Origin of the sequence: Psychrobacter jeotgali, assembly GCF_904846315.1 — a bacterium.
Classification (GTDB): Bacteria; Pseudomonadota; Gammaproteobacteria; order Pseudomonadales; family Moraxellaceae; genus Psychrobacter; species Psychrobacter jeotgali.
On sequence record NZ_CAJHAF010000001.1, the window covers coordinates 874,063 to 898,924 of the forward strand.

General features: G+C 43.5%; 16 protein-coding genes and 1 CRISPR repeat array. Of the genes, 9 read left to right on the forward strand and 7 right to left on the reverse strand.

Features of this window, described 5'->3' with window-relative positions; genetic code table 11:
- Nucleotides 1-249: 249 nt before the first annotated feature.
- The gene (ggt, locus tag JMX18_RS03615) at nt 250-2,205 is read right to left on the reverse strand and encodes a gamma-glutamyltransferase (RefSeq protein WP_201584324.1); all 1,956 of its coding nucleotides are present in this window, start codon (nt 2,203-2,205) and stop codon (nt 250-252) included.
- Nucleotides 2,206-2,532: 327 nt separating this feature from the next.
- Between ggt and JMX18_RS03620 the strand changes: the two genes are divergently transcribed.
- The gene (locus tag JMX18_RS03620; RefSeq protein ID WP_201584326.1) at nt 2,533-3,231 is read left to right on the forward strand and encodes a response regulator transcription factor; all 699 of its coding nucleotides are present in this window, start codon (nt 2,533-2,535) and stop codon (nt 3,229-3,231) included.
- 2 nt (nt 3,232-3,233) lie between these two features.
- The gene (locus JMX18_RS03625) at nt 3,234-4,730 is read left to right on the forward strand and encodes a sensor histidine kinase (RefSeq protein ID WP_201584329.1); all 1,497 of its coding nucleotides are present in this window, start codon (nt 3,234-3,236) and stop codon (nt 4,728-4,730) included.
- A gap of 308 nt (nt 4,731-5,038) precedes the next feature.
- Nucleotides 5,039-8,067: a CRISPR direct-repeat array (repeat unit 28 nt; unit sequence TTTCTAAGTCACCTATGCGGTGATGAAG).
- A 177-nt stretch (nt 8,068-8,244) separates the two neighbouring features.
- Here the strand turns inward: JMX18_RS03625 and cas6f are convergent.
- From cas6f to csy1, 4 genes are all read right to left on the reverse strand, one after another.
- Nucleotides 8,245-8,862: a type I-F CRISPR-associated endoribonuclease Cas6/Csy4 gene (gene cas6f, locus JMX18_RS03630; protein ID WP_201584344.1), complete on the reverse strand. Its 618-nt coding sequence runs from the start codon at nt 8,860-8,862 to the stop codon at nt 8,245-8,247.
- 3 nt (nt 8,863-8,865) lie between these two features.
- A complete protein-coding gene (gene csy3 / locus JMX18_RS03635) occupies nt 8,866-9,891 on the reverse strand; it encodes a type I-F CRISPR-associated protein Csy3 (RefSeq protein WP_201584347.1) in 1,026 nt (341 codons plus the stop codon).
- Nucleotides 9,892-9,978: 87 nt separating this feature from the next.
- The gene (gene csy2 / locus JMX18_RS03640; RefSeq protein WP_201584350.1) at nt 9,979-10,929 is read right to left on the reverse strand and encodes a type I-F CRISPR-associated protein Csy2; all 951 of its coding nucleotides are present in this window, start codon (nt 10,927-10,929) and stop codon (nt 9,979-9,981) included.
- A complete protein-coding gene (gene csy1 / locus JMX18_RS03645) occupies nt 10,926-12,326 on the reverse strand; it encodes a type I-F CRISPR-associated protein Csy1 (RefSeq protein ID WP_201584353.1) in 1,401 nt (466 codons plus the stop codon). Before csy1 ends, csy2 begins: the two co-directional genes overlap by 4 nt.
- A gap of 289 nt (nt 12,327-12,615) precedes the next feature.
- On the opposite strand from csy1, the gene JMX18_RS03650 reads away from it, so the two are divergent.
- Nucleotides 12,616-12,897, forward strand: a complete 282-nt coding sequence (locus JMX18_RS03650) for a type II toxin-antitoxin system RelE/ParE family toxin (protein ID WP_201584356.1) — start codon at nt 12,616-12,618, stop codon at nt 12,895-12,897.
- Between the two features lie 30 nt (nt 12,898-12,927).
- Nucleotides 12,928-13,281, forward strand: coding sequence for a HigA family addiction module antitoxin (locus JMX18_RS03655; protein WP_201584359.1), 354 nt, complete (start codon nt 12,928-12,930; stop codon nt 13,279-13,281).
- Between the two features lie 13 nt (nt 13,282-13,294).
- Here the strand turns inward: JMX18_RS03655 and cas3f are convergent, their stop codons facing one another.
- Together cas3f and cas1f are read right to left on the reverse strand one after the other, a co-directional pair.
- Nucleotides 13,295-16,846 (reverse strand): type I-F CRISPR-associated helicase Cas3f, encoded by a 3,552-nt coding sequence (gene cas3f / locus JMX18_RS03660; protein ID WP_201584362.1) that lies wholly within the window; start codon nt 16,844-16,846, stop codon nt 13,295-13,297.
- Nucleotides 16,847-16,849: 3 nt separating this feature from the next.
- Nucleotides 16,850-17,845: a type I-F CRISPR-associated endonuclease Cas1f gene (gene cas1f / locus JMX18_RS03665; protein WP_201584365.1), complete on the reverse strand. Its 996-nt coding sequence runs from the start codon at nt 17,843-17,845 to the stop codon at nt 16,850-16,852.
- A gap of 317 nt (nt 17,846-18,162) precedes the next feature.
- Here cas1f and JMX18_RS03670 point away from each other — a divergent pair, with 317 nt between their 5' ends.
- The 5 genes from JMX18_RS03670 to JMX18_RS03690 all read left to right on the forward strand — a co-directional run bounded on the left by JMX18_RS03670 (nt 18,163) and on the right by JMX18_RS03690 (nt 24,718).
- The gene (locus JMX18_RS03670; protein ID WP_201584368.1) at nt 18,163-18,480 is read left to right on the forward strand and encodes a hypothetical protein; all 318 of its coding nucleotides are present in this window, start codon (nt 18,163-18,165) and stop codon (nt 18,478-18,480) included.
- Nucleotides 18,481-18,639: 159 nt separating this feature from the next.
- Nucleotides 18,640-22,932: an ATP-dependent RNA helicase HrpA gene (hrpA, locus tag JMX18_RS03675; protein ID WP_227674549.1), complete on the forward strand. Its 4,293-nt coding sequence runs from the start codon at nt 18,640-18,642 to the stop codon at nt 22,930-22,932.
- Nucleotides 22,933-23,095: 163 nt separating this feature from the next.
- Entirely contained in the window at nt 23,096-23,398 is a 303-nt protein-coding gene (locus JMX18_RS03680) for a NifB/NifX family molybdenum-iron cluster-binding protein (protein WP_201584372.1), read from the forward strand.
- A 253-nt stretch (nt 23,399-23,651) separates the two neighbouring features.
- Complete coding sequence (locus JMX18_RS03685; protein WP_201584375.1) at nt 23,652-23,984, forward strand: hypothetical protein; 333 nt, start codon at nt 23,652-23,654, stop codon at nt 23,982-23,984.
- A 269-nt stretch (nt 23,985-24,253) separates the two neighbouring features.
- A complete protein-coding gene (locus JMX18_RS03690; protein WP_201584378.1) occupies nt 24,254-24,718 on the forward strand; it encodes a methyltransferase family protein in 465 nt (154 codons plus the stop codon).
- Nucleotides 24,719-24,862: the final 144 nt, after the last annotated feature.

Consider the following 24,862-nt stretch of genomic DNA (forward strand, 5'->3'; position numbering starts at 1 on the left):
TATCAGTAACTTAGGCATGGATAAATAGCGAAAGCTGAAATCCATACCTGTTAATCATAGCCGATAATAGTACCATTATTTGCTGCTAACAGCCACTTATTCAAGCAAGTGATGCTAAATGTAGAGCAATAAAAACATGGCTTAAAGAGCTTATGTCAAAAAAGCTCTTTATACCTCAATGATATAAAGAGCTAGTGCAAAAAATTTTAGATTAAAAGGCTTAGATTAAAAATAACCAGCGAAACTAAATCAATACCCAACCACTGCCGCATCGACAATACGCGGATCAGAGGATCCATAAACACCATTTGGCGTCAGCATAATCGATTGAGTAGAGCCCATGGTGGTGTTTGGCGTTACTTTATGGCCCATTGATTCTAGCTTTTCAATGGTATCGACGTTCAGGGCTTTTTCAATACGTATCTCATCGGGCAACCATTGATCATGGATGCGCGGCGCATGCGTAGCCTCAGCGATATTCATATCGTGGTCAATGACGTTGGAGATAATTTGGGTGACGGTGGTAATAATACGGCTACCACCCGGACTGCCTGTGACGATATAAGGGGTGCTGTCTTTAAAGACCAAAGTCGGACTCATCGAGGAGAGGGGACGCTTATTGGCTTCAACGCTGTTTGCTTCACCGCCGGTTAGACCGTAGGCATTGGCGGTGCCGGGTTTGGCGGAGAAATCATCCATCTCATTGTTTAATAAAATACCCGTACCATCAGCGACAAGCCCAGTGCCATAAGAGAAGTTGAGGGTATAAGTATTGGCTACCGCATTACCGTCTTTGTCCACAATAGAGAAGTGCGTGGTCTGATCACTCTCGTACGGTAGTGGGTTATTGGCTTTGACGTTAGAGGCTGGCGTGGCCTTATTTGGATTAATAAGCGTGCGCAGTTTATTAGCATAAGGGCGAGCCGTTAGCCCGCTGACTGGTACCTCGACAAAATCGGCATCCCCTAAATACTCTGCACGGTCGGCATAGGCCAGTTGCATCGCCTCCGCCATCAAGTGAATAGTCTGAGCGCTATTATGCCCATAGTCCTTTAGCGGATAGCCCTCTAAGATGTTTAAAATCTGCACGATATGAATACCACCAGAGGAGGGCGGCGGCATAGAAACCACCTCGTAACCACGATAATTACCTTTAACCGGCGCACGGGCAATGGCCTGATAATTGGCCAAATCCTGCAAGCTCATATTGCCGCCTGCATTATTCACCGCTTTAACCAGCTTGCTTGCAATCTCGCCTTTATAAAATCCATCGTTGCCTTGCTCGGCAATCAATTTCAGCGAGCGGGCAAGCTCAGGCTGATAAAGACGCTCGCCGGGTTGGTAGCTGCTACCATCAGGCTTAAAAAATATTTTCTGGGTACTTGGCCATTTTTGCAGACGATCGCTTAACGCTTCTAGCGACTCTGACAAGCCTGCGGTGACTTCAATACCGTTCTCAGCCAATCCAATCGCTGGCGCCATGACTTGCCCGCGGCTCATAGTGCCATGGTCTTCCAGTGCTTTGAGTAGTCCTGCTACTGTGCCCGGTACTCCAACCGCCAAGCCGTGGTAGCGTGACAAGTCGCTAATGGTGTTACCATCTGCATCTAGATACATATCGCGGGTTGAGCTACTTGGCGCCTTTTCGCGGTAATCCAGCGCGACAGTTTTACCTTGCTTGGCATCATAAATCATCATAAAGCCGCCGCCACCGATATTGCCAGCACGGGGTAGCGTAACGGCTAAAGCAAAACCAACCGCTACCGCTGCATCAACGGCATTACCGCCATCTTTTAATATTTTTAAACCAATATCAGAGGCCAGCGCTTCTTGGCTAGCAACCATGCCGTTTTTTGCCCAAACCGGATGATGAATGGCATCGTTTGAGTAAATAGCTTGATCAACTTTAGCCTTATTGGTAGTAGAAGCAGTAGATACACGCTTAGGATCGGCAGGGGTTATACGGCGAGTCTCAGATACTACCGATGGATTGTCGCTCATAATCGCTAGATTAATCGCGCTGGTATTGATTGATGTGGTATTTATAGTGTTTTGATTATTATCAATAACACTATCGTCAGCGGCATGTGCGGACACCGACATCAGGAGTGCGCTACTGATCAATACTAGGCTGGATTTGAGCGTCAGTTTTCGCTGAAGATTATGGGATTTATCTTTATAGTCATGAGCTGCTAGATTTGGCATTGCAAAATCCTTTTCACAGATAGAGAGGTAATTGGAGAGTAATTGATAATTAGTTGAGGTTATTAATACTAAGGCTAAAATGATTAATACTAAGATAGTAACGAAAACTCAAGGCGGTAGAAAGGTATTTATCGTTTTTCATCATGACACTAAGGTCGGAAAGTGCACTTTTGCTAGTTTTGAGCTTTACCCATGGGTTTTAGTTTTAGAAAGCCTTAAGGATTTGGAGAAATATTAAGAAAGGTAATGTTTGTAGCTTATAGATGAAGGTTTGTCTGATACTATGCAGTATGAAGTGATTGTTAGTTGACAGTTAAGAGGATTGATATGCCAAAAATACTACTGGGTGATGACGACGAAGAATTGACTCAATTATTACAAGAATACCTAAATAATCATGGGGTCGACTGCGATTGTGTCCATAATGGGCAGGCGGTTATTGAGCAGTTAAAAAAGACCGAAGATGCTGCTGCTTATGACTTACTGGTACTGGATATTATGATGCCAAAAATGGATGGCTTAAGTGTGCTGCGTCAACTGCCGACAGTTAGCGATATCCCCGTGATTATGCTCACTGCAAAAGGCGATGAGATTGACCGCATTATTGGGCTGGAGCTGGGCGCTGATGATTATATTACCAAACCCTGTAATCCTCGTGAGCTGCTAGCTCGTATTAATGCCGTTATCAAACGTACTCAGAATAACCATTCTAATAAGATGCAATCAGAGCAGATAGCACTTCCTGAAAGTCGCCTGCATCTCGATCAAACCCAGCGTATCTGCCAGATAGATGGTACTGAGCTGCAAGTGACGGGTACAGAGTTTGACTTGCTATTAGAGTTACTTAAGCAAAAGGGTGAGGTTGTAAGTAAGTCTTGGCTCTCAGAACAAGTGTTGCAACGCGAATTACAACCCTTTGATCGCAGTATTGATGTGCACGTCTCACGCCTGCGCAAAAAACTTCAGCCTTTTCATGATGAGCCTATCAAAGCCATTCGTGGTAAAGGCTATCAGTTGGTCATTTAATAATGAATGCTTCGATAAAAAAACCGCTCATTAAACCGCGCTTAACTTTGTTTTGGCGGCTATTTTTGAGTCTGTTATTAACGATACTATTCACAGTGATAGCCTCAGTGGTGGTTGAACGCTGGCTAAATGAAAGAGCGCTAAGTGCAAGGATGGATGCTCAAATTGAGCAATTACTAATCAAGCGTGAAGCGTTAACGACTGCTTTAGAAGCGGGCGACTTTGCTACAGTTAGGCAACTATACCAGCAAGATAGACGGTTTATGAATCAAATCAGGATATATGATGAGCAAGGCGCCATTATTTTTCCAAGATATGGTCGTATGCAGCAGCGGCACAGGCGGATGCACCAAACAATGCCGCCATCTCAGGACTCTATAGCTCCACCAGCACCCGGAATGCCTCGACACTTAACTAATCCCAGCTCTGAAATCGAGGAAACCGTTATCAACATGGATAATCATCCTGAGATGGAGGATAGCGTCGTTACCTTACCTGAAGGGCAGAGTGTTATTTTGCAAATACGTCCACACCTAGACTTTGCTGATGTGGTAGCGCTGCAACGCAGTAACTTTATAGTGCGCTTGATATTGATTGTGCTTTTCAGTGTGCTGGTATGCCTTTGGCTAAGCCGTACGATGATTCGGCGGATTCGTCATGTACAGAGTACGGTTCGGCAAATGATTGCTGGTAATTATCAGGCTAATCCTGCTATTAATAAGCTTGGCGTCGACGAGTTGGGGCTATTAGCAAAAGATGTGGCGCAGTTATCAACGCGCTTGGTAGATAGTGAGCTGGCACGCAAACAGATGTTAAGTGATATCTCTCATGAGCTGCGTTCACCGCTGGCACGCCTTGAAGTGGCCACTGAGCTGACTCGCGACTTTGCGCCCAATGCCGAGCGTTACCTAGATCGCATCGATAAAGAGTCTGCTCGAATGAATGAGCTGATTGAACAGATTATTCATATCCAGTCGCTACAGATGCAGCAGTATACGCTTGATGATACCGAAAAAGAGCAAGTCAACATCGCTCAAATTATCAGTGAAATTGGACAGGATGTCTGTTTTGAGTTTCAGCATAAAAACGTAAGTTGGGAATGGCAATCGCCTATCGATCAAAGCGCTTGGTCGGTATTTGGCAGTCAAGAGCAGCTGCACAGTGCCTTTGAAAACATCATTCGTAATGCCTTTATGCATACCTTACCCGACTCAGTGGTTAGCGCTAAGATAGCCAAAGTACAGATGGATAATGCGCGACCAGCCATTAAGATTAGCATAGCAGACGAAGGTGAAGGGGTAGCTGAACAGGATTTGGAGCGTATCTTTCAACCCTTCGTTCGCCTTGATTCTGCGCGTCATCGCCAAACTGGGGGTTACGGCTTAGGTTTAGCGATAGTGCATGCTGTAGTTATGGCGCATAAGGGACAAATTACTGCTAAAAATAGAGAGGATGATACTCAAGGATTAATAGTAGAGATTATCTTGCCTAAGTCTTAGTAATAACCTTAGTAATCGAAAAGAGTGCTGAGTCTTAACTACTCAAGAAAAGTGCTATTACTTATTCGGGGCGTATTCTTATAGATATTCAGGATAGACCACAAAGAAAGCTTAAATCCATACATGCTGCTACTGATATCACAGAGTTACAAGTCTAAAATTTGTATGCAATTTTTGACAGTTCTCATAAGTCACCTATGCGGTGGTATCTATTTTATCAAATTTCGTTTGAAGTCATAACTCCTGAAAATCCTATTTAAAGGATTTTCCTTGCGCAGCTAAAATTGGCATACAATTTTTTAACGCTGCTCATAAGTCACCTATGCGGTGATGAAGCGTTAGGCGGTGCAGCTTTGTTTATCGGCACTTTTCTAAGCCACCTACGCGGTGGTGAAGGTCATCTAAGACTAATGGTTTGACAGGTACGTTTTCTAAGCCACCTACGCGGTGGTGAAGTTTTAAACGCATAACGCAATTTGGAATTTAGATTTCTAAGCCACCTACGCGGTGGTGAAGAGATTAGATTGCCGCAAGACCCCGGGCAAGCATTTCTAAGCCACCTACGCGGTGGTGAAGTGAATAGAGAATCCTGCAATCTCATTGATATATTTCTAAGCCACCTACGCGGTGGTGAAGACTCCTACAGGTGGTTGGGTTCGCATTCGATATTTCTAAGCCACCTACGCGGTGGTGAAGTTGATAACTTTGCTAAAACTATGGCGCATGTTTTTCTAAGCCACCTACGCGGTGGTGAAGAGTGCTTTCGTTCTTGCTAGATAGCGAATATCTTTCTAAGCCACCTACGCGGTGGTGAAGCGTAGACAGAGTAAGTGACGGCTGCTAGATCATTTCTAAGCCACCTACGCGGTGGTGAAGGAGTACTAATACCCATTAACTCATCAAATATATTTCTAAGCCACCTACGCGGTGGTGAAGTACGCTCATCGTTCAGTACAGACGGAAACCAATTTCTAAGTCACCTATGCGGTGATGAAGCTTGAAATTCGACGCTAAAATCATCAGACATTTTTCTAAGTCACCTATGCGGTGATGAAGTAGTCGGTATCCAATTGATCATATTGACGATATTTCTAAGTCACCTATGCGGTGATGAAGGGTGAGGTGATTGTACCTGTTTTTGATTTGTTTTTCTAAGTCACCTATGCGGTGATGAAGTTGGTGACTCTATGACTGAGGGCACTAAGGGCTTTCTAAGTCACCTATGCGGTGATGAAGATATTGCGCATTTGGGCACCGACTTGCTGAAATTTCTAAGTCACCTATGCGGTGATGAAGAACATCAACAGTGCAGTTTTTAAGCTGCAAATTTTCTAAGTCACCTATGCGGTGATGAAGGAGTCATGCCAATCTGTACTATTCGACCATCGTTTCTAAGTCACCTATGCGGTGATGAAGGAGCCAGTGACTGAAATCATACCGGCTTACACTTTCTAAGTCACCTATGCGGTGATGAAGTCGATGATGTCTTGTGCAAGCGCCACTGTCATATTTCTAAGTCACCTATGCGGTGATGAAGGACCCATAGCATGCCTTGACTTAAATCTTGCGTTTCTAAGTCACCTATGCGGTGATGAAGCACATTAGTCGCTTTATGTTTGGCGTGATTTTTTTCTAAGTCACCTATGCGGTGATGAAGAGGCAGCGCAGAAAAGGTAAAAATGCGTTTATTTTCTAAGTCACCTATGCGGTGATGAAGCCGGCTTAGAGATGGTCAACACCTTACGCAGTTTTCTAAGTCACCTATGCGGTGATGAAGCGGTCAGGCACTTGCACCGCTTGTTGTATCTTTTTCTAAGTCACCTATGCGGTGATGAAGAGTACAGCGGCGACTTATTCGCCCGACAATGGTTTCTAAGTCACCTATGCGGTGATGAAGTTGGCATAAATGTCCAAACGCACTTGTAGATATTTCTAAGTCACCTATGCGGTGATGAAGAACATAGTGCTGGTTTTGTACTTGCGGTAGTTTTTCTAAGTCACCTATGCGGTGATGAAGTAGTCTTATCACCAACTGTTACGCTTCCTGATTTTCTAAGTCACCTATGCGGTGATGAAGTATTATTATTAACCCTATTGCTACCGCGTCTTTTTCTAAGTCACCTATGCGGTGATGAAGCATCAGCAGCGGCAATAGCAACAGTGTCATGATTTCTAAGTCACCTATGCGGTGATGAAGACCCGTCACATAGCGCTTGATTAGCTCAGACATTTCTAAGTCACCTATGCGGTGATGAAGGCCTAAGACTGCTATTGACTGGCAATGCTGGCTTTCTAAGTCACCTATGCGGTGATGAAGCGAGTATGCAAAAAGTCGGTTATGCGCTTATTTTTCTAAGTCACCTATGCGGTGATGAAGGAAGCAGCCGCAGCATTGCCTGCTGAGAATCCTTTCTAAGTCACCTATGCGGTGATGAAGTTTGTACTTGCGGTAGCTGAATGGGAGTGCTTTTTCTAAGTCACCTATGCGGTGATGAAGCAAGGGGTCTGCAAGGTGAAAGAGGTTTTAGCTTTCTAAGTCACCTATGCGGTGATGAAGTCTCTGACCATACGCGCACAATTACCCATTTGTTTCTAAGTCACCTATGCGGTGATGAAGCTTCTATGCTTCGTGAAGCAACCGGCGGACTGTTTCTAAGTCACCTATGCGGTGATGAAGAGCCTTGGCTGACGCCAATAAGCTTATCTTCGTTTCTAAGTCACCTATGCGGTGATGAAGAAAAATGGGCGGGGGGAGTCATTTTAATTTCTTTTCTAAGTCACCTATGCGGTGATGAAGCAGTGACATCATCCAGTGTTTTCTCTGAGTCGTTTCTAAGTCACCTATGCGGTGATGAAGGCGTTTTGGGTAGTTTTTTCGACACCTTTTATTTTCTAAGTCACCTATGCGGTGATGAAGATCACTAATGATGGTATTACCGGGCATGAATGTTTCTAAGTCACCTATGCGGTGATGAAGCGCGTTATGTGACTGAAACTATACCAGCTGAATTTCTAAGTCACCTATGCGGTGATGAAGAGTGTCGAAGTGCAAGGGCTTGAAGAGCTTGATTTCTAAGTCACCTATGCGGTGATGAAGCAATAGGTCAACTTGAGATCGGACGGTGTTTATTTCTAAGTCACCTATGCGGTGATGAAGTAAACGTTTCGGCTGTCGTCTATTGACTTTGTTTTCTAAGTCACCTATGCGGTGATGAAGTAACAGCGCCGGCATTTTCTGACTCGATAACATTTCTAAGTCACCTATGCGGTGATGAAGAAGGCTCAATCGATGCATATAGGGTTTTAACATTTCTAAGTCACCTATGCGGTGATGAAGAGGAATTATAACTCAAAAAAATCAATTACGACAAGGGTTAGAAGGCAAAATACCCTATTTTACCCTCCATTTTTACCCCTGTCGTAACTGGTTGATTTTATTACAAGTTTTTAAACAGCTCAAAAAAAGGGTTTTTTGCCCAGTTTTTGGGTCATTCGTCATGACTATTTTAGTGGCTTACCAATGTGGTACGGTAACCGTATCTGCCGCATTGTTGATGCCATAACTATTAAACGACCCTTTGACCTCGTTATCTACCATCTCTTGAATAATAGATAAGGTGTAAGGCTGATTATTGCTGATGCTTCTTAAGTTGATATACGGATAGGGTTTATTATCCTGCTTGTGTTTGGCGCAGTGTATCAGCGCCGCCTCCAAAGCAATGCCTTTGTGCTCAGCGAACGCTTCAGCTTGCTTGAGCACGTTTTTATGACGGTAGCGTCTGACTACGACGTGCCCTTTGGCTTTGTCACCAACTCCATTGATGCGCTTCACATGCGCGTAGTCGGTTAATCGCTCTAACCATTTATCGAGATTTAAAGTTTCTAAGTCTTTTTGGTTTTGGGCAAAGACACGCAATTTTAACCCCAGCTTGGATGATTTGCCCTTGTCATCATAATGATAATCAGGGAAGCTGACACCGATAGAATCGATACCGTGCTCGTTTTTCATCTCCGCTAATGCAATATGCAATTGGGTAAATAGCTTACTCCAAATGAAGTAAGGCGCAATCTCAGGGTCGGGGATGATTGTTATTTCTTGATAATGGGTCAAGCTTGTTGTTGAGTCCGTCATGACTTACTCCTTGCCGCTGGCACCGAACACGCCGCCACGGATAAGTACGCCCATCACATAATGCTGCTGGTTGACGTCTGGCGCATCACCTTTTAATACCCAATTATCAAATAGGCTGTAAAAGTCCATTTTATCTTTAGGCTGGCGGAACGCTGTGCCCAATGTCGTCACTGCGCCATAAGGTTCGATAGCGATAGGGAACTCAGCATCAGGATACCAGTCATCGATAGTGCGAATGGCATTGCTCACCTTTTGTGAGTGCATGCCTGCATTGTCCTCAGAGCCTTTTCTATCACTGACACGATATAACACTTTGCTCTTTTTACTACCGGTATCAAGGATCAGTTCCTGTGAAGGATAGACCTCTTGACCATAGCCGATGATAGCTTGCGCCTCCACATATAAAATGATGAACTCATCACCATTTAAACCTGCTTTGATCCAGTCGGCAACTTGCTTAACTGTAGCGTCAGCACTGTCAAAGTTTTTCAGACTATAAGTCTTTGCTTCATCTACAGTAATAGTTTGGTCATTACACTTAACCGTTACTTTGATACTCTCGGTACCGACGCGATTGCGCCATAACCAACGCGCATTGAGAATATTAATAGCATAACGGCGAGCTAATTCATCTAATCCCTGATTATCGATATAGTCGGCAACGACTTGTTCCAAGGCTTGCTGGTAATCTTGGTCATTACAGACATTCGGCTTACCTGTAAAAGGCAAGACTTTAAGGCTAAAACGAGCGATTAAAGTATCATTATTTTCATCCAACGACGCCGAATCTACTTTTTGCAAATTGGCTTTTTCGGTCTCCGCGTCCAGTTTGGCGGGATCATTGGTAATGGCATTTTTTAAGCGATTACTGATTGTACCGCGTACGGATTTTTCTTTGATAACGACGGGGAATGCGGTTTTATTCTCGCCACTTTCTTGACTATCCGTTTGCCAAAGGTAAGCATCTGATACGTCTAGATTGCGCTCAAAAGCTAGAACAGAAGCGGTTTTTAGGGCTGTTTTTGACATGTGATTCTCCATGAATATAAGAAATGAACAGTTAAATGGAACGGGTTTTTGATTGTTTGAAATTTTTAAAATAGGACGAAAATAAATTTAAAATTTCTGATTCTGCGTCACTAAGTATAGTGATTCCTCATTATCGTAATATTGATACCAAAGGGCATCGGCTAAGTCATTAATGCGATGCGGAAATACCCATTTACCAAGGCTATAGATCGCTTCAACATATTGGCTTGGATATTCAGGATTGCGCACGTTTTGCATTATCCCAGCGTCATAAATCTCGGATATACCTTGGAAGCCTACAGGAATAGGAACGAGCCAACCTCTGCCTTGTTTAGATGATTTTGTCTGCCAATCAGTCAAGCCTTGCGCATTATCGATAGGTTCATGTGTCATGGTAGCGGTGCTTATTAGCGCATCCATTGCAGTAGCTTCAGGGTTTTGTTGTTGTAATTGTTCAGTGATACTGGTTAAATCTTTTGGAGCATTCATTAGAATAAAGGCAGGAAGTAACGCTTTACTAAAATTATTAATGTCCTCGGCTGGCACGTAATTAACAGGATCAAAACGATCTAAACTAAGTACGCTACCACCTGCCATACGCTGTTGTTGGATCTTAAATCTGACAGTTTGTAGTAACTTGGTAATTTGATCGTCTTCTAGCATAAAATCATTAGCGTACACCCCAATGACTAAAGAGACTCGTAGATGACAGCGCCCTTCTTCATTAATTGACGCCGTTTTGCCAGATTTAAGGATAGGGTTACGTGTTTGGTTAAAGGTGTAGTCTTTATAACTCGCTTCACGATAGGTTTGCGGTTGACAATCAAAGCAGGCAATGAGTACGCCATCGAGACTAATATCCTCTAATCCATCAACTGTAGCAATCTTACGGCTGAGTGCGTGAATAGCGCCAGTAAATCCAGTGATCGCTGGAAATCCATAGGTGATAGGGCTGGATACGGCGTTGGCATTTTGGATGCGAATGTTTTTGATCATCACGTAGCCCACTAAGTCTTTGTCTGAATAAATAAAACTCATGTAAATGCTCCTTGTCCAAGACGCTGTGATTCTTTTAAGGCATCAGCCATCTCCTTCTCCCATTGGTTTTGTTCGGGATCACCAAAGTCCTTTTTTAACTTTGGAAACTCATTTTTCAGTAAATCTTGTAGCCAAGCTGCAAATTTTGCCTCTATCTCTTGCTGCCAGTATCCTCTCTCAAACTCAGCCTGAAAGTCAGCTTCCCCCTCCAACTCACCTCTGAAAGGATCAAGCCATAACTTTTCGGCATAGTCTAAATTGTTATAATCGGCTGACCAGCCAGCAGGTCGATTGCTTTGCATACTATTGGCGATTTGTAATATTTGCAGCAGTAAGTCATCGAGTATGACTTTGCGAGTATCACGAATACTCATATTGTTATGACGGGTACCAATAATCTTATAGAGCGCATCTAACGTTCTGCGAGTCTTGTAAGCCATCGTTTTGGCATTAAATATACTGCTGGCATTTTTACTAAAACTAAATTCTTGCGTTTGAGTAAAGCTTGGCGGTATAGACGGCAGTAGATAAGTTTTACCGCGCTTTTTGCTCATCAGTTGGCTGACGCCTTGTGGATTACTACCACCAATATTGAGTACAGCTAAGTCTTTGATAGTGACATAGCTTGTCTGTATTTCATTAACCTTGCTTCTATTCTTCTTTGCTAGAGTATTAGCATCTGAGAACTTGATATCTTGAATTTTTTCATACAAGTGATGGGTTAAAGCGGTGGGGTAGAGGGGTATGACACAGTGATAAAAACGCTCTTGAGCTGACTGACTATCATCGATAAGTGGCCATAGAATTTGCTTATTTAACTCATCGGTCTTTGGTGTTTCAATATAGGCCACTACGAGCTTATAAAAGGTATCTTGTATTTGCTCGGAGGTTTCAGTATTGCTATGGAATACTCCGTTGAGAGCGGGATGTTTGGCTTTTATTAGCTCGCTTATAGTGGAGCTGCTGTTGTCTTCATAATAAACTTGTGTTTGCAAAAAAGCGGCAAGAGGTAAGGCGGCCGCGTTACCGCTAGCATCAGTGATAGGGTGTTTAATAGAATGATGACCTACGATAGACTGCTTATTAATAGAGTCAGAAGGAATGTAAATAGCGTTATCTCCTTTAGAGCTGGCATGAACGCCCTTGGAGATATGAGTACCAAAGCTGAGCTGCTTACTCATCCAAGCGTGTGCGTATTCCATCCACGCATCTAGTGCGTATTTATCTTGAGCTTTTTTGATATCTTCTTTAGCTTTTGTCTGCGCATCAATATCATTATCATTGTCTTGTGTCGCTTTCTCCAAGATTTTTATCAAAGATGCTGCTTTTTTATCAAATTGCACACTTAAGAAGCTATCAATAGCTTGTTTAATTTGCGACTGAGTAATATTTTTCATTTCCTAAACCTCAAATTGCAATAAAATATTTTGATCTGTAATGAGATTAACATACTATATTACTATATTGCCACTATATAATTGGTTAAACTTTTATAATAAAAATATTGATAGTGTAGTATTTTGATGTTAGCATAGTTTGACTATCGTGTAGATAGCTTAGAAAACTATTTAATTAGTTGATCTTTTTATTCTTCACCACCGCTTAGGTGGCTTATCATATTGCTATTACTTACGCATGGCGTTATTATAGTGCCATGCCTTATTCACTAATCTTAGGACAATTGTTATGATTGTATCCTTTGCTGATAAGGCAACGGCAGCAATTATTAAAGGAGAATACGCTCGACGTATCCCTGTAGACATTCAAGCTAAAGCTCAAAAAAAGCTTGAAGCCATACATGCTGCTATTGATATTACTGACCTACGAATACCCCCTGGTAATCACTTAGAAAAGCTAAAAGGTGATAGAGAAGGTCAATATAGTATTCGTATAAACCAGCAGTGGCGCATTTGCTTTATATGGTTCAACGGTAATGCAAAAAATGTTGAAATCGTTGATTATCATTAAACTGTTCGGGATTAACTCAAGGAGCATTTTATGTCTATTACGATGCAAAACGCCAAGCACATGGATTTTAGTGATGTAGCATATGGTGATATACCAAAGCGTCTACCTACCGCACCGGGTGAATACCTCAAAACTGAATTCCTAGACGAGTTGGGATTATCAGCTTATGCGCTTGCCCGCGCTACACACATGCCAGATTCGCGTCTAAGCGAAATTATTAATGGCAAACGAGCTATTACTGCTGATACAGCACTACGCCTAGCCAAATACTTCGGTATGTCTGCCCAATTTTGGCTTAATCTGCAAAGCCATTATGATCTTGAGATGACTCGCCGAGAAGTAGCCGATGATATCGATACCATTGAGCCTTATGACATAGCTTAGCTATCAGCTACAACTATGAACGATAACCGTCTTTGAGTACCCCTTCATCTTTCCAACAGCCAAAGCGCTCATCAAAAAACCATCCCAGCTTACTATCATAAACTGAGACCACTGCAAACCTCATTAATATCGTGTTTGGACTCAAGTCAGCGTGTGCTGACTGTACCTCTAGCAAAGTATTGGTAAGACTATCATGCAGCCACGGTGTAACGTGATCATTAGATAACGGCATCAGGTTTGGCTTGATGACCTTGGTTGTCGTAGGCGTCTTTGATAGGCCTTGTGCGCAAGCTTGTTCAGAGTCATACACTACATATTGATGCAAGCTTTCGTTAAACTCATCACTAAGCTCATCGATACTAAGTGCTGGCTCATCGTTATTTAATAAGGGTTTAAAATCCGTGGGTTCAATAATATATTCTGTCTGAGATTGACCTGCTCTAAAGGGCGTGAGACAACTTAGATGTACATGCGAGCGGTTTGAGGTATTAGGGTCTTGCCAGTAGCCATTGACCACATTAGTCTTATCGTTAGCCATCAGGTCTTTTATGACGCTTTGCTCAAGATCGCTTAAATATTGCGATCCATCAAAATCAGAATGGGTATCTATAGCATTATGAATTCTAGATCTAGCATCGATACGCTGTAACTCTGCTTCTCTAAAAACATCTTCACTATTATGACTGGCTAATAGAAAATCTTTTTGCTCAAATCCGGGCTTAGTAAAGACAGCCTCAGCTGCGCCTCTATTGGATTGCTTTAGTGCTCTGATATTATATTGTAATAAGCTGATATTAGGCGTATTTGCTATCTTGTCAGGTCGATGCCGCCATACCCGCCCAGCTAATTGGATAATAGAGCGCATGGATGATGGCTCTACGATTGCCCAATCATAATCGTGGTCGCGTCCAACTTCTGCTACCGCTGTAGCAAGCACGATAAAGATATGATGGGTTTTATCACTATGTGTTTTAATGGCATTAGAGATATGCTCACTGTTAAATATATCATGCTCATTATCACTACCTCGTTTAAGTAGTTTATCGAGTTTGGTTTCTAAGCGATTACGCAGGATCAAAACTTGATTGGCGTGATAGCAGCATAGGTGGTAGTGCGTAGTTTTAGCCGCTGGCGTGTCATCAAGGTTGAACATAGCCATAGCGGTATTCATAAGAGGCTGAATGTTCGCCATGCGAATCAAACCAATACTTACTTGATAAGGATTGTCTTTTTTCTTAATACTATGGTTTAGATGTAATACGCTTGCTTGGTTCAATAACGCTGTGGCAAATTTTTCATAAAAGACAATATGCTGCTCTTTTTCATAAGTGAAGGCTAATGGCAAGATATTTGCTTGACGTCTGATAGGTTGCTGTTCTAAATAATCAATTCTAGCAGCGACAAACTCGCTATGACGTTCTTTAAAACCATCTTTATTAGTACAGGGAGTAATTACACTGTTATTTTCATCGAACCAGCCACAAATGACATTAGGATTAGGCTTTTGTAGCTGAGCGTTAAATAATTGTCTACCAGCCAAGTAAGACGCAAACAACCCTTGCACCATATCTGGTGGCAGAGTCGCAGACGATAGCATTACTCTTGAGCCAAACAGCCCTGCTAGATGTACTAGCCTTGATAGGGCAGGTAAGTCTTTATGATCGAAATCGTCTGGCTCATCCAATATCAAGTCACTACTGAGCAGCCGTAAGATGGGCGCTATATGTTTGCCGCCTCGTTTGCATTCGCTAGCCTGAATAATATGGTCAATCGTACAAACGACCATAGGGGCAAATAATAGTTCCTGAGTTTTTTTACTCTCAATCACCGTGCCTAATCCTAACTCTTCATAATCAGCAATATCGATCTCACTGTCTATCCATTCATCTATCAGTGGATTGGCAGACTCACTACCCAATACCGAGTCGTAGTTTGCAGATTCAAAGCTTTCTTGGTAGTCAGTTAAAAGGTTTGCAGTATCTGTAGTATTAGAGTTTGAGTCCGTTTGGGTCAGCTCAAATAGCTGCTTCTGTGCTGTACCACCCACTAAGACTGCAAGTTGGCTCGCGCTTAATTGTAAGTCCTCTCTAAAACTAAGTCCTGTCTGTAAGGTCAATACTCTAAGACCTAAAGCAACGGTTATACGAGCGCCTTTTTTGGGATCAGACAGAGCATACATAATACGAGCATTACCAATGGTTTTGCCGCCACCAGTTGAGGTCATGTTGACCCCAAAAAAACCATGCTCTTCGCTTTGTACACGATGTTCATAAGCTTGTTTGAATGCTTTATTTTGCCATTTAAAGCGTTTGTGAGCCGTGTTCTTAACCAGAGGATCGTGCCCAATCAGTCGAGGGAGTCCATTATGAATAGCAGGGAGCGAGCGACAAAACTGCGCGGTAAAATCACCAACACCGATTAGATGTTCGTCCAATGCTTGTTTTATTTCATGGGTTTGCCGATCGGTATTGGCAGCAAGCTTATCTTTGAAGTCGACACTACCTTGTGCTCGTCTTTTGTCATTAGCATCCAAACTTGAATAATTATGGTCACCTATCATCAAGCATAGGCGTGATAAGTGTAATAAAAAGGGATCACTAATAGCTTGGTTTTGCTCAGTAGCTTGCTGACTCAGCTGTTGTAGTTGTGGATGCAGTGTTGCCTTCTTTGCCCAGCGTTTTAGTTTGCGCTGCCACAAAGAGCTATAGATAACCAAATCGTCAAACTGCCAAAAGCTTTCCTGTTCAGCATTATTCATGTCAGCAATGCTCTTAGGATTTTTGACCCAATAATCATAAGGTTTTATAAAGGCGTAGAACTTTTGTTGTTCCGCTTTAAGTTTAGGGTTGTTGGCTTTTTTAAGTTTCTCAGCTGTCGATTCATTGAACCAATATGCTGTTAGCGGTGGCAAACGATGATGAGTCACAATTAACCAAGCGACCCAACCGGCAAGCGGCGGCAATTGATCTAACTTGGCTTTATCTACGTCTTGTTGCCATACCTTTGAGGCTGGAGAGTTTGAGCTAAGATAATCAGGTAAATTTCGTAAACGCTCTAGCCACTCTTGATCAGTATTACAATCAGCAATAAGCCATATAAATAACTTTAGCGAAATCCACTCATGGCGATAGGGATCGCCTTTAGAGGATTGATGAAATAGTTTATGTTGAAAACCAATAGTCGATTTACCGATATCATGAAGTAGTGCAGCAATAGTTGCGATAATCTGCATACTTTCGAGCGATGCCCAGTTATTTTCCCATTCTCGATGTAATAGGTTACGCTTTGTCCAATTCACGGGCACCACGCCGACTTCATTAAACTGACGTTTATTGCCCACCACCCATACCAATTCTGTCAGCTGGCGCGTCTTATTACGATGACAGCTTACCGCTGTCGACTTGGTCGCTGACTTGCGCAACAGTTGCTTAACCGTCTGTAATCCATCCTCGGTAATCGCCGTCTGCCAAACATTGTCACCAATTCGGTTAGCAAAGGAATCCAAGATACGCCGTGTGCGCTTGAGTGATTTTTTCTCACATTGAGAGACAAAAGTGACAATCATTTTCTACACCTTCCAGTCGCTAGTCATCGCCAACTGCTTAACCACCTCAAACTGATAATCCAGCGCCTTATGCTTAGTAAACATATTGATGCACTCTTGGCGAAACTCTTGCTCGCTCATGTTTTCACTGGCACAAATAAAGGCAAGAGGTAGCACTAACGCATCTTTAATAATATCAGCAATATCAAACACCAATGCCCCGCGCCGCGTCTTGCCATGCATCACCGCAAAACCGTGTGGAATGCCCAGCGTCCATGCGGTTGTCGCACCGAGTCCATAAGCCAAATAATTACCATGATTGAGAAAGCCATTCGCCTTATCGATACCTTCATGTTCACGAGTAAAGCCGTCATAGCCGGTATTTTTAGCAGCCAGCTTATATAGCTGCTTGGTCAGGCGGGCTTCAAGCTGCAATAAATGCATGACCTCGATTTGCTTATCAATTTGACCAATATTGTCATTAAGCAGTTTCTGTATCGCCTCATTACTACTATCAAAGCCGTGGCGCTTAAAGTCGCTATCTTTACCCCAGACCGCTTGCAGATAAGCAATGCGTGCTATTTGCAACTGCTTGGCAGCAGCGAGGCGCTTGTCTTCATCCCACCACCAGCTCATCCAGCCTTGAATGTATTCAGTCGGTCGATACTCGCTTTGCGGGGTCATCCATTCGACGAAGACTTCACGCTCCGTGCCCATAAACAGCGGCATACCGCCGCCACCGCAAAACCCCACCAGTACGCCAGCTTGCGAGAGCAGACGCATCGCCGCTTGGGTGATAGAGGTTCCCGTACCGAGCAAGATGGAGGTGGTATTAGCAATTGGGATGTTGTAATAAAGATTGGCTTTGTCGTCTTCGGTGAGATAGAGGACGCGGCCATCTTTTTGCATGACCCGGCAGTGGGATAAATAATAGATATTGGCACGTTTGGAGTGCAAGATGGTCTTAAGGTCGGAGGAAACAAAGCTATTATCGGTATAGGGGTTGCTGGGTTTGGGCATGATAGTTCCGTTTATTTAGTATTGCCACAATTGAGTTATGGCTTTTACCTTAACGGAACTTTGTCGGTTAGACAATGAATAAAAACTGCTTTGCGACAACAGTTGTCGTAGAGCTTCGTTATTCATAGCCATTTTATATTATTGGTTTGACTTAAAGCATAGTATTTTAGATGCAATTGACCTTTTTACCGTATATGCTAAGCATATATTTGCCTTGAATGTGTTAAAACTATGGTCATTCCTAAATAAAACTGCCACGTCTTTTATTACCTGTAACTATAATCAATCAAATATGACCCTAACGGAGCTACCCAATTATGGCTTTAAATATGTACTTTAAAAACGGCATGATTCGCAAGACGCGCTGCCGAATCCCTGATGACTTAGTGCGTACCCTTTATCAAATTCATGATAATACCGATTTTCCGCAGTTAACGTGGCTCATTGACAATCTGTATGACAATCCACAAATTGAGCCTGATATTGCGCAAGAACTAGCCGATGAGATGGTCGCGTTTGAGCGCTTAATATTGTCCCTGCACCTGCCTTTTCCTCGCGTACCACTACAAAAGATGCAGACCTTTTTTGAAAAGGCAGTTAGCAATCAACAGACTATTTATAGTAGTAGCGATTGATTTTAATGTTTAGACTTTTTTTTGTTTAAACTGTTTCTATCATTTTAGGCGCGTTTGACCGCTATAAATAGACGCTGCCTAATCATACCCGTCTTGAATCACACCCTAATTAGCCCCATACTCTAAGCACTCCTAATAAAATAAATAGCCTAAGCAAATATGTCTAACAATCCAGAAAACACTCAAAAAGTATCACTCCAAAACCAATCCAATAAACCTATAGACAGCAGTCATACTACTGATCCTAATAAGCAAAATGATAATAAAAAATTAATCGCTCAAAACCCTATTAATGAAGATTTACCTGTACTCGTCAAAGACCAGCACTATCTAAGCCGTCTCGAACGTGAGCTGGCGCGCGCCGCTGTGTCTAAAAGTAAAGCAACTAAGAATAAAGATTCGAACGCTAAAACTGATAATAGTGACGAGAATAAGAACGATAGGTTCCAGAAAGAACTCGCCAAAAAACGCGCCCAATACGACAAAATAAAAACTCGCTCACAGCAAGCGGTGCAAGCACGTATTGATAGCATTCCTGAGAACCTGCCTGATAGATTAAACCTTGATTTGCCCGTCAGTCAGCGTGCCGATGATTTGGTGCAAGCCATTATCGATAACCAAGTTATTATCGTCGCAGGGGAGACCGGTTCTGGTAAGACCACCCAATTGCCTAAGCTGGCTATGATGGCAGGCCGCGGTATCACGGGGCAAATCGGCCATACTCAGCCTAGACGACTAGCGGCAAGAAGTGTTGCCAATCGTATCGCCGAAGAGTTAGGTGAGCAATTAGGGAACACGGTCAGCTTTAAGGTTCGCTTTAACGAGCAAGGTACGGCTCAGTCGGTGGTCAAACTGATGACCGATGGTATTTTGCTCGCTGAATTGGGTCACGATAGGTTTTTAAATAAATATGACACCATCATCATTGATGAAGCGCACGAGCGTAGCCTGAATATCGACTTTATTATGGGTTATCTGAAAAAGCTGTTGCCAAAACGCCCTGATTTAAAAGTGATTATCACCTCAGCGACCCTCGATACCAAGCGCTTTAGTGAGTACTTTAGTCATTACGATAACAAGCTGAAACGCCAAGTCCCTGCGCCTATTTTTAATGTCGAAGGGCGCAGCTTCCCTGTTGAAGTGCGCTATCGTCCGCTCACCGATGAGCCGGTGACCAGCTCTGATGAAGACAGCTACGATGATTTTGAAGAGAACCTGCCACGCGCCGTAGTGGCGGCGGTAGAAGAGTGCTTTAGCGATGCGCAGGATAAAGGTCATGCCGACCAAGCGGATATCTTGATATTTGCCGCCACCGAGGCGGAGATTCGTGAGCTGCAAGACGTACTTGAGCAGCACGGGCCTAAACATACTGAAGTGCTGCCACTCTTTGCACGGCAGACTTATGAAGAGCAGCAGCGTATCTTTCAGCCCTCCGGTCGGGGTCGGCGAATCGTTATCGCCACCAACGTTGCTGAGACTGCGCTTACCGTGCCCGGTATTCGCTATGTGATTGACTTGGGTTTTGCACGGATTTCACGTTATTCTTATCGCTCGCGCGTACAGCGCTTGCCGATTGAAGCCATCTCGCAAGCGGCTGCCAATCAGCGTAAAGGTCGCTGTGGTCGTGTTGCGCCGGGCGTTTGCGTTCGTTTGTATAGCGAGGAGGATTTCACCAGTCGCCCTGAATTTACCGAGCCTGAAATCCTGCGTACCAACTTGGCGTCAGTCATTTTACAAATGGCGAATCTACGCTTAGGTAGCGTCGATGATTTTGACTTTATTGAGCCGCCCGATAGCCGTTTGGTCACCGACGGTCATAAACTGCTCGATGAGCTGGGCGCCATTCCTGCCAAAAATGAAAAGTCTGCGAAATCAGACAATAAGCCAAGCGGCAAACGCCGACAAGGTCTCGACCAGCTGCGTCTGACCCGTACCGGTCAGCAAATGGCGCGAATGCCCATTGACCCGAGGCTGGCACGGATGTTGGTTGGTGGTAGCGACTTTGATTGTATGCGTGAAATGCTAATTGTGGTTGCCGCACTCGCAGTACAAGATCCCCGTGAACGTCCGGCCAATAAACGCCAACAAGCCGACCAGAAGCACGCGCTATTTCGTCAAGATGACTCCGACTTTTTATTTTATTTAAGCTTGTGGAAAGCGCTGTTTGAAAAAGACGAGGACGGTAATAAACTCTCTAACAATCAGCGCCGCCAGTTTGCCAAAAAGCACTATTTAAGCTTCCCGCGGGTGCGTGAATGGCATCAAACCCATCGCCAATTGCTACAAATGGTCACCGAGCTTAAGCTGATTACTGATAAAGGCAACGGCAAAGATGCGCTCAACAGCGACCCGACCAGCGTTGACGATGAAGAAATCAAAGCCGTACGTTACGCACATCTGCACCGTGCTTTAATGACCGGATTATTATCCACTATCGCCCATAAGACTGAAAATCGCGGTGAGTATCTGGCCGCCCGTCAGCAAAAAGCTAAAATCTTCCCCTCGAGTACGGTATTTAAACAAACGCCGCCTTGGGTGATGGCGTTTCAGATGGTGGAGACCTCGCAAGTCTTTATGCGTAACGTCGCCAAGATTGAGCCGGAATGGATTATCTCAGCGGCAGGTGATTTGCTGAAATATCACTACTTTGAGCCGCATTGGTCGAAAAAAACCGGACGGGTCAAAGCCTACGCTCAGATTAGTCTATTTGGCTTAATCATTGTTAGTAAACAGCTGACTAATTATGAGCAGGTCAATTTGTCTGAGTCGCGAGAAATCTTTATCCGTGATGGTTTGGTGACTGGTAATTTTGGTCGGCAAGCGCCGTTCTTGCAGCACAATATGGATAAAATTGCCCATGTTGAGCGTATTGAGGACAAGCTGCGTCGCCGTGATTTATTGGTCGATGAAGAGGCGCTATATCAGTTCTACGATAAAAAAATCCCTGAGCATGTTGCTAGCCGCAAAGCCTTTGAAGACTGGCGAGCTGAAGTGGAAAAGAGCGATAGCAAATATCTATTCTTCACTGATGATGACGTGCTCAATAGCCAAGCGCCAACCACAGGCGACTTCCCTGAGGTGTGGCAATTGGGTGATCTGCGTCTGCCGCTACGCTACGTCTTTGACCCGGCCAGCGACGATGATGGGGTGACCATTCGTGTGCCACTTGCTGCCTTGCCGCAGCTCGATGCTATCGAGCTGTTATGGGGCGTGCCCGGCTGGCGCTTCGAGCTGGTACTACAATTGCTGCGCTCATTACCCAAAGATATTCGCCGTCAAATCGTGCCGATACCGGATACCGCTGACAGCTTGTTTGATGAGCTACAAATAGAGGCCGAGCAAGGCCTGCTCAAGCAGCTGTGCCATGCACTTAATCGTCGTGGCATTATGTCAGTCACCCCCAATGACTTTAACCCGTCCAGCATTGACCGTTATTTACAGCCGCAAATCTGCGTAGTCGATGACAAAAACCGCATCATTGAAAAAGGTCGTGACCTGCAAACTTTGCAGATTCGACATGCCAGCGAGACCAGCCAAGCGGTAAATGAGCAACAAGGAGCGCATACTCAATTCCCTGAGCACTATAGTTTTAGTAAGAATCGGCATAGTGCCGGCGTAGTGATGAAGCAGTTCTCAGCTCTAGTTGCAGACGCGTCAGGCGAGGCGGTATCGATTCACCAATACACCGACGTCAATGCCGCCTTAAAAGCGCATCGCATCGGTGTTTTGACCTTGATAAAAGCCAAGCTTGGTGCGAAGAAAAAACAACTCACCAGCCAAATTGACAAGATATTTAAACTCGCCTTTGCGCCCCTTGGCGACATGGAAAAGCTTAAAACTATCGTTATCGATGCTACTTTGGACGCCACGCTTGAAGAGCATTATGTCCTATTTGACCACAGTAGCGATTTGCCCGAAAGCGCTGATAGCATTGCGGTTGGACTGAGCGAAGAATTGCCTTTCACCGCCGATGAGTATCAGCAAACCCAAGAGGTGGTAATCAAAAACTTCTTACTAACCGGTCAAAACGTCATTAAAACTCTCAAAGAGGTCTATACGCGCTGGCAACGCATTCGCCAAAGTCTACTCATGCTCGATCGTGAGATATTTGGTGAATCCATCGATGATATCGAAGACCAGCTGCAGGATTTGCAGCTATCAAAATTCATCTATCATATGGATTACAGCCACTGGCAGCAGTATCCGCGCTATCTCGAGGCGCTGGAGGTTCGTATTGAGCGCCTTGAGCACAATCTCGAAGCTGACCTCGACGGCGTCTACGCGCTGGACGTGCACATGGAGCGGCTGGCAAATCGTGCCAACGACGAGGCCATCAGCGAGTACCGCTGGATGGTGGAGGAGTACCGTATCCAACTGTTTGCCCAGCCGATGAAAACCCGCATGGCGGTATCACCGAAGCGACTTAGCAAGGTTTGGGATAGGGTAGGTTAAAGCCGTAAAAATTGCAGTAATTCAGCGAGTAGGGTGCGCCCAGCGCACCAATTCCATGCAATATACTTCTTATCGGTGCGCTGGGCGCACCCTACATGAACTATGAACTTACAAAAAAATAATTGATCCAAACCCAGACAACGCTAAAGAGAGAGAACAAAACATGAAAATCGCTATCACCTCTCAAAATAAAAAACACATTACCAATCACGCAGGCAAATGCCGCAAATTTTGGTTGCTGGAGATTGTTGATAATGAGCTCTTATCCAAAGCGTTGATTGAACTACCGAAAGAGGAGAGTATTCGTGCCAGTGGTCAGCTACCTGACGAGTTGCACGGTATTGATAAATTTATCACCAGTGGCATGGGCGAGGGCATGCAGAAACGCTTACAGTCCGCAAATATTGATTATGAAATAACTGAAATGGTTTTGGTAGAGGATTGGTTGGCAAATTACTTAAATTAAATCTTAATATTTCAATAAGTTGACTAATACAAGGTAAGTAAAATATTCGTTACTAAGTTAACGACTTTTAACATAAATCTTTTGTAATCACTAAGGTATTCAAGCTTATATACCTCTATAGTTAACGCATAACAATCTACAAACACATGGTTCTTTTTAGTACTGTCCTTCTTAAGTACTGTCATTCTGAAATTATCAACTAACGGATAGTTCTAAAGTGAGGAGCATAAAAATGAATATATGGAGAATTAAGATGATTACCCCTCAACATAATTCTAAAAATCAGGCGTTACCTAAAAAATGGTTATACGCTTCTTTAGCGGCAGCGACCTTAGTATTAGGCGCTTGTGCTGACAATGATCCTACTGTGACTGAGCCTGAAACTATAGAAACTACAGATAATGTGCAAACGCCTATAGAGCAAGATACCAGTAATGTAGGTCAAGCTAATGCCTCTCCCAGTGATGATATCGTTGTTGAGAATGCTACTGATAATACCACTACGGATGATGTCGGTGTTGCTACCGCTGAGGATTCAGAGCTATTAGAAGAGACTGAGTCAGAAGATAATATTTCAACTTATTAATTGATGGTCTCAAAACGTCAATTTAATACTTTGATTGGAGAGATAACGGCCTGACTACTATAATGCTAATGACAAAGAAGGGCGGTTGTATCTATCAAGGCGAGTAATATAGTGTTAACAGCTTAATGCCCGATGAACAATATGCCCGATGAACAATGGAATGCACGATTAGTTTCTGGCGGATCATGAAAAGGTGCTTAAATAGCGTACACTATAATAAGTGTATCTTATAAAATATGCTTATATAAAGCGTATTAAATGGAGTTATTATGCTGAAATCCTTAGAATTAAAAATTCCGCCAGTCGTACATTTCGCAGTAGTAGGCGGCACTATGTACCTCGTCTCCAAGCAAGTGCCAAAATTTGATTATTCGCTGACAGGCTCAAAAGTGCTGGCAAGCGTAGTTGCCATTTCTGGGGTAACACTAGGGATAAAAGGCGTGATTGAATTCAAAAAAGAGCAAACCACGCCAAACCCGCACACACCAGATAAAGCGACAGCTCTAGTCACTCAAGGTGTATACCAATACAGCCGTAACCCTATGTATTTTGGCCTTTTAACGGTACTCATTGCATGGGGACTGTATTTATCCAATCTTTTAGCTTTTCTCTTATTACCGTTATTCATCATTATAATGAATAGGTTACAAATCAAACCAGAAGAACGGGTGTTAGCTGAAAAGTTTGGTAAAACCTATCAGGCGTATAAAGCTAAGGTGCGACGCTGGATTTAGTAAATGCCTATCTTCTGTTTTCTATCTTCTATGAAGCAGTCTTCTATGAGCAGCTGAGAGGTGGATAATAATTTTTAATAAAAAAGGCTGGATTAGCGATGTCTAATTCCAGCCTTTTACTTATTAGGATTTAATCTTAAAGAG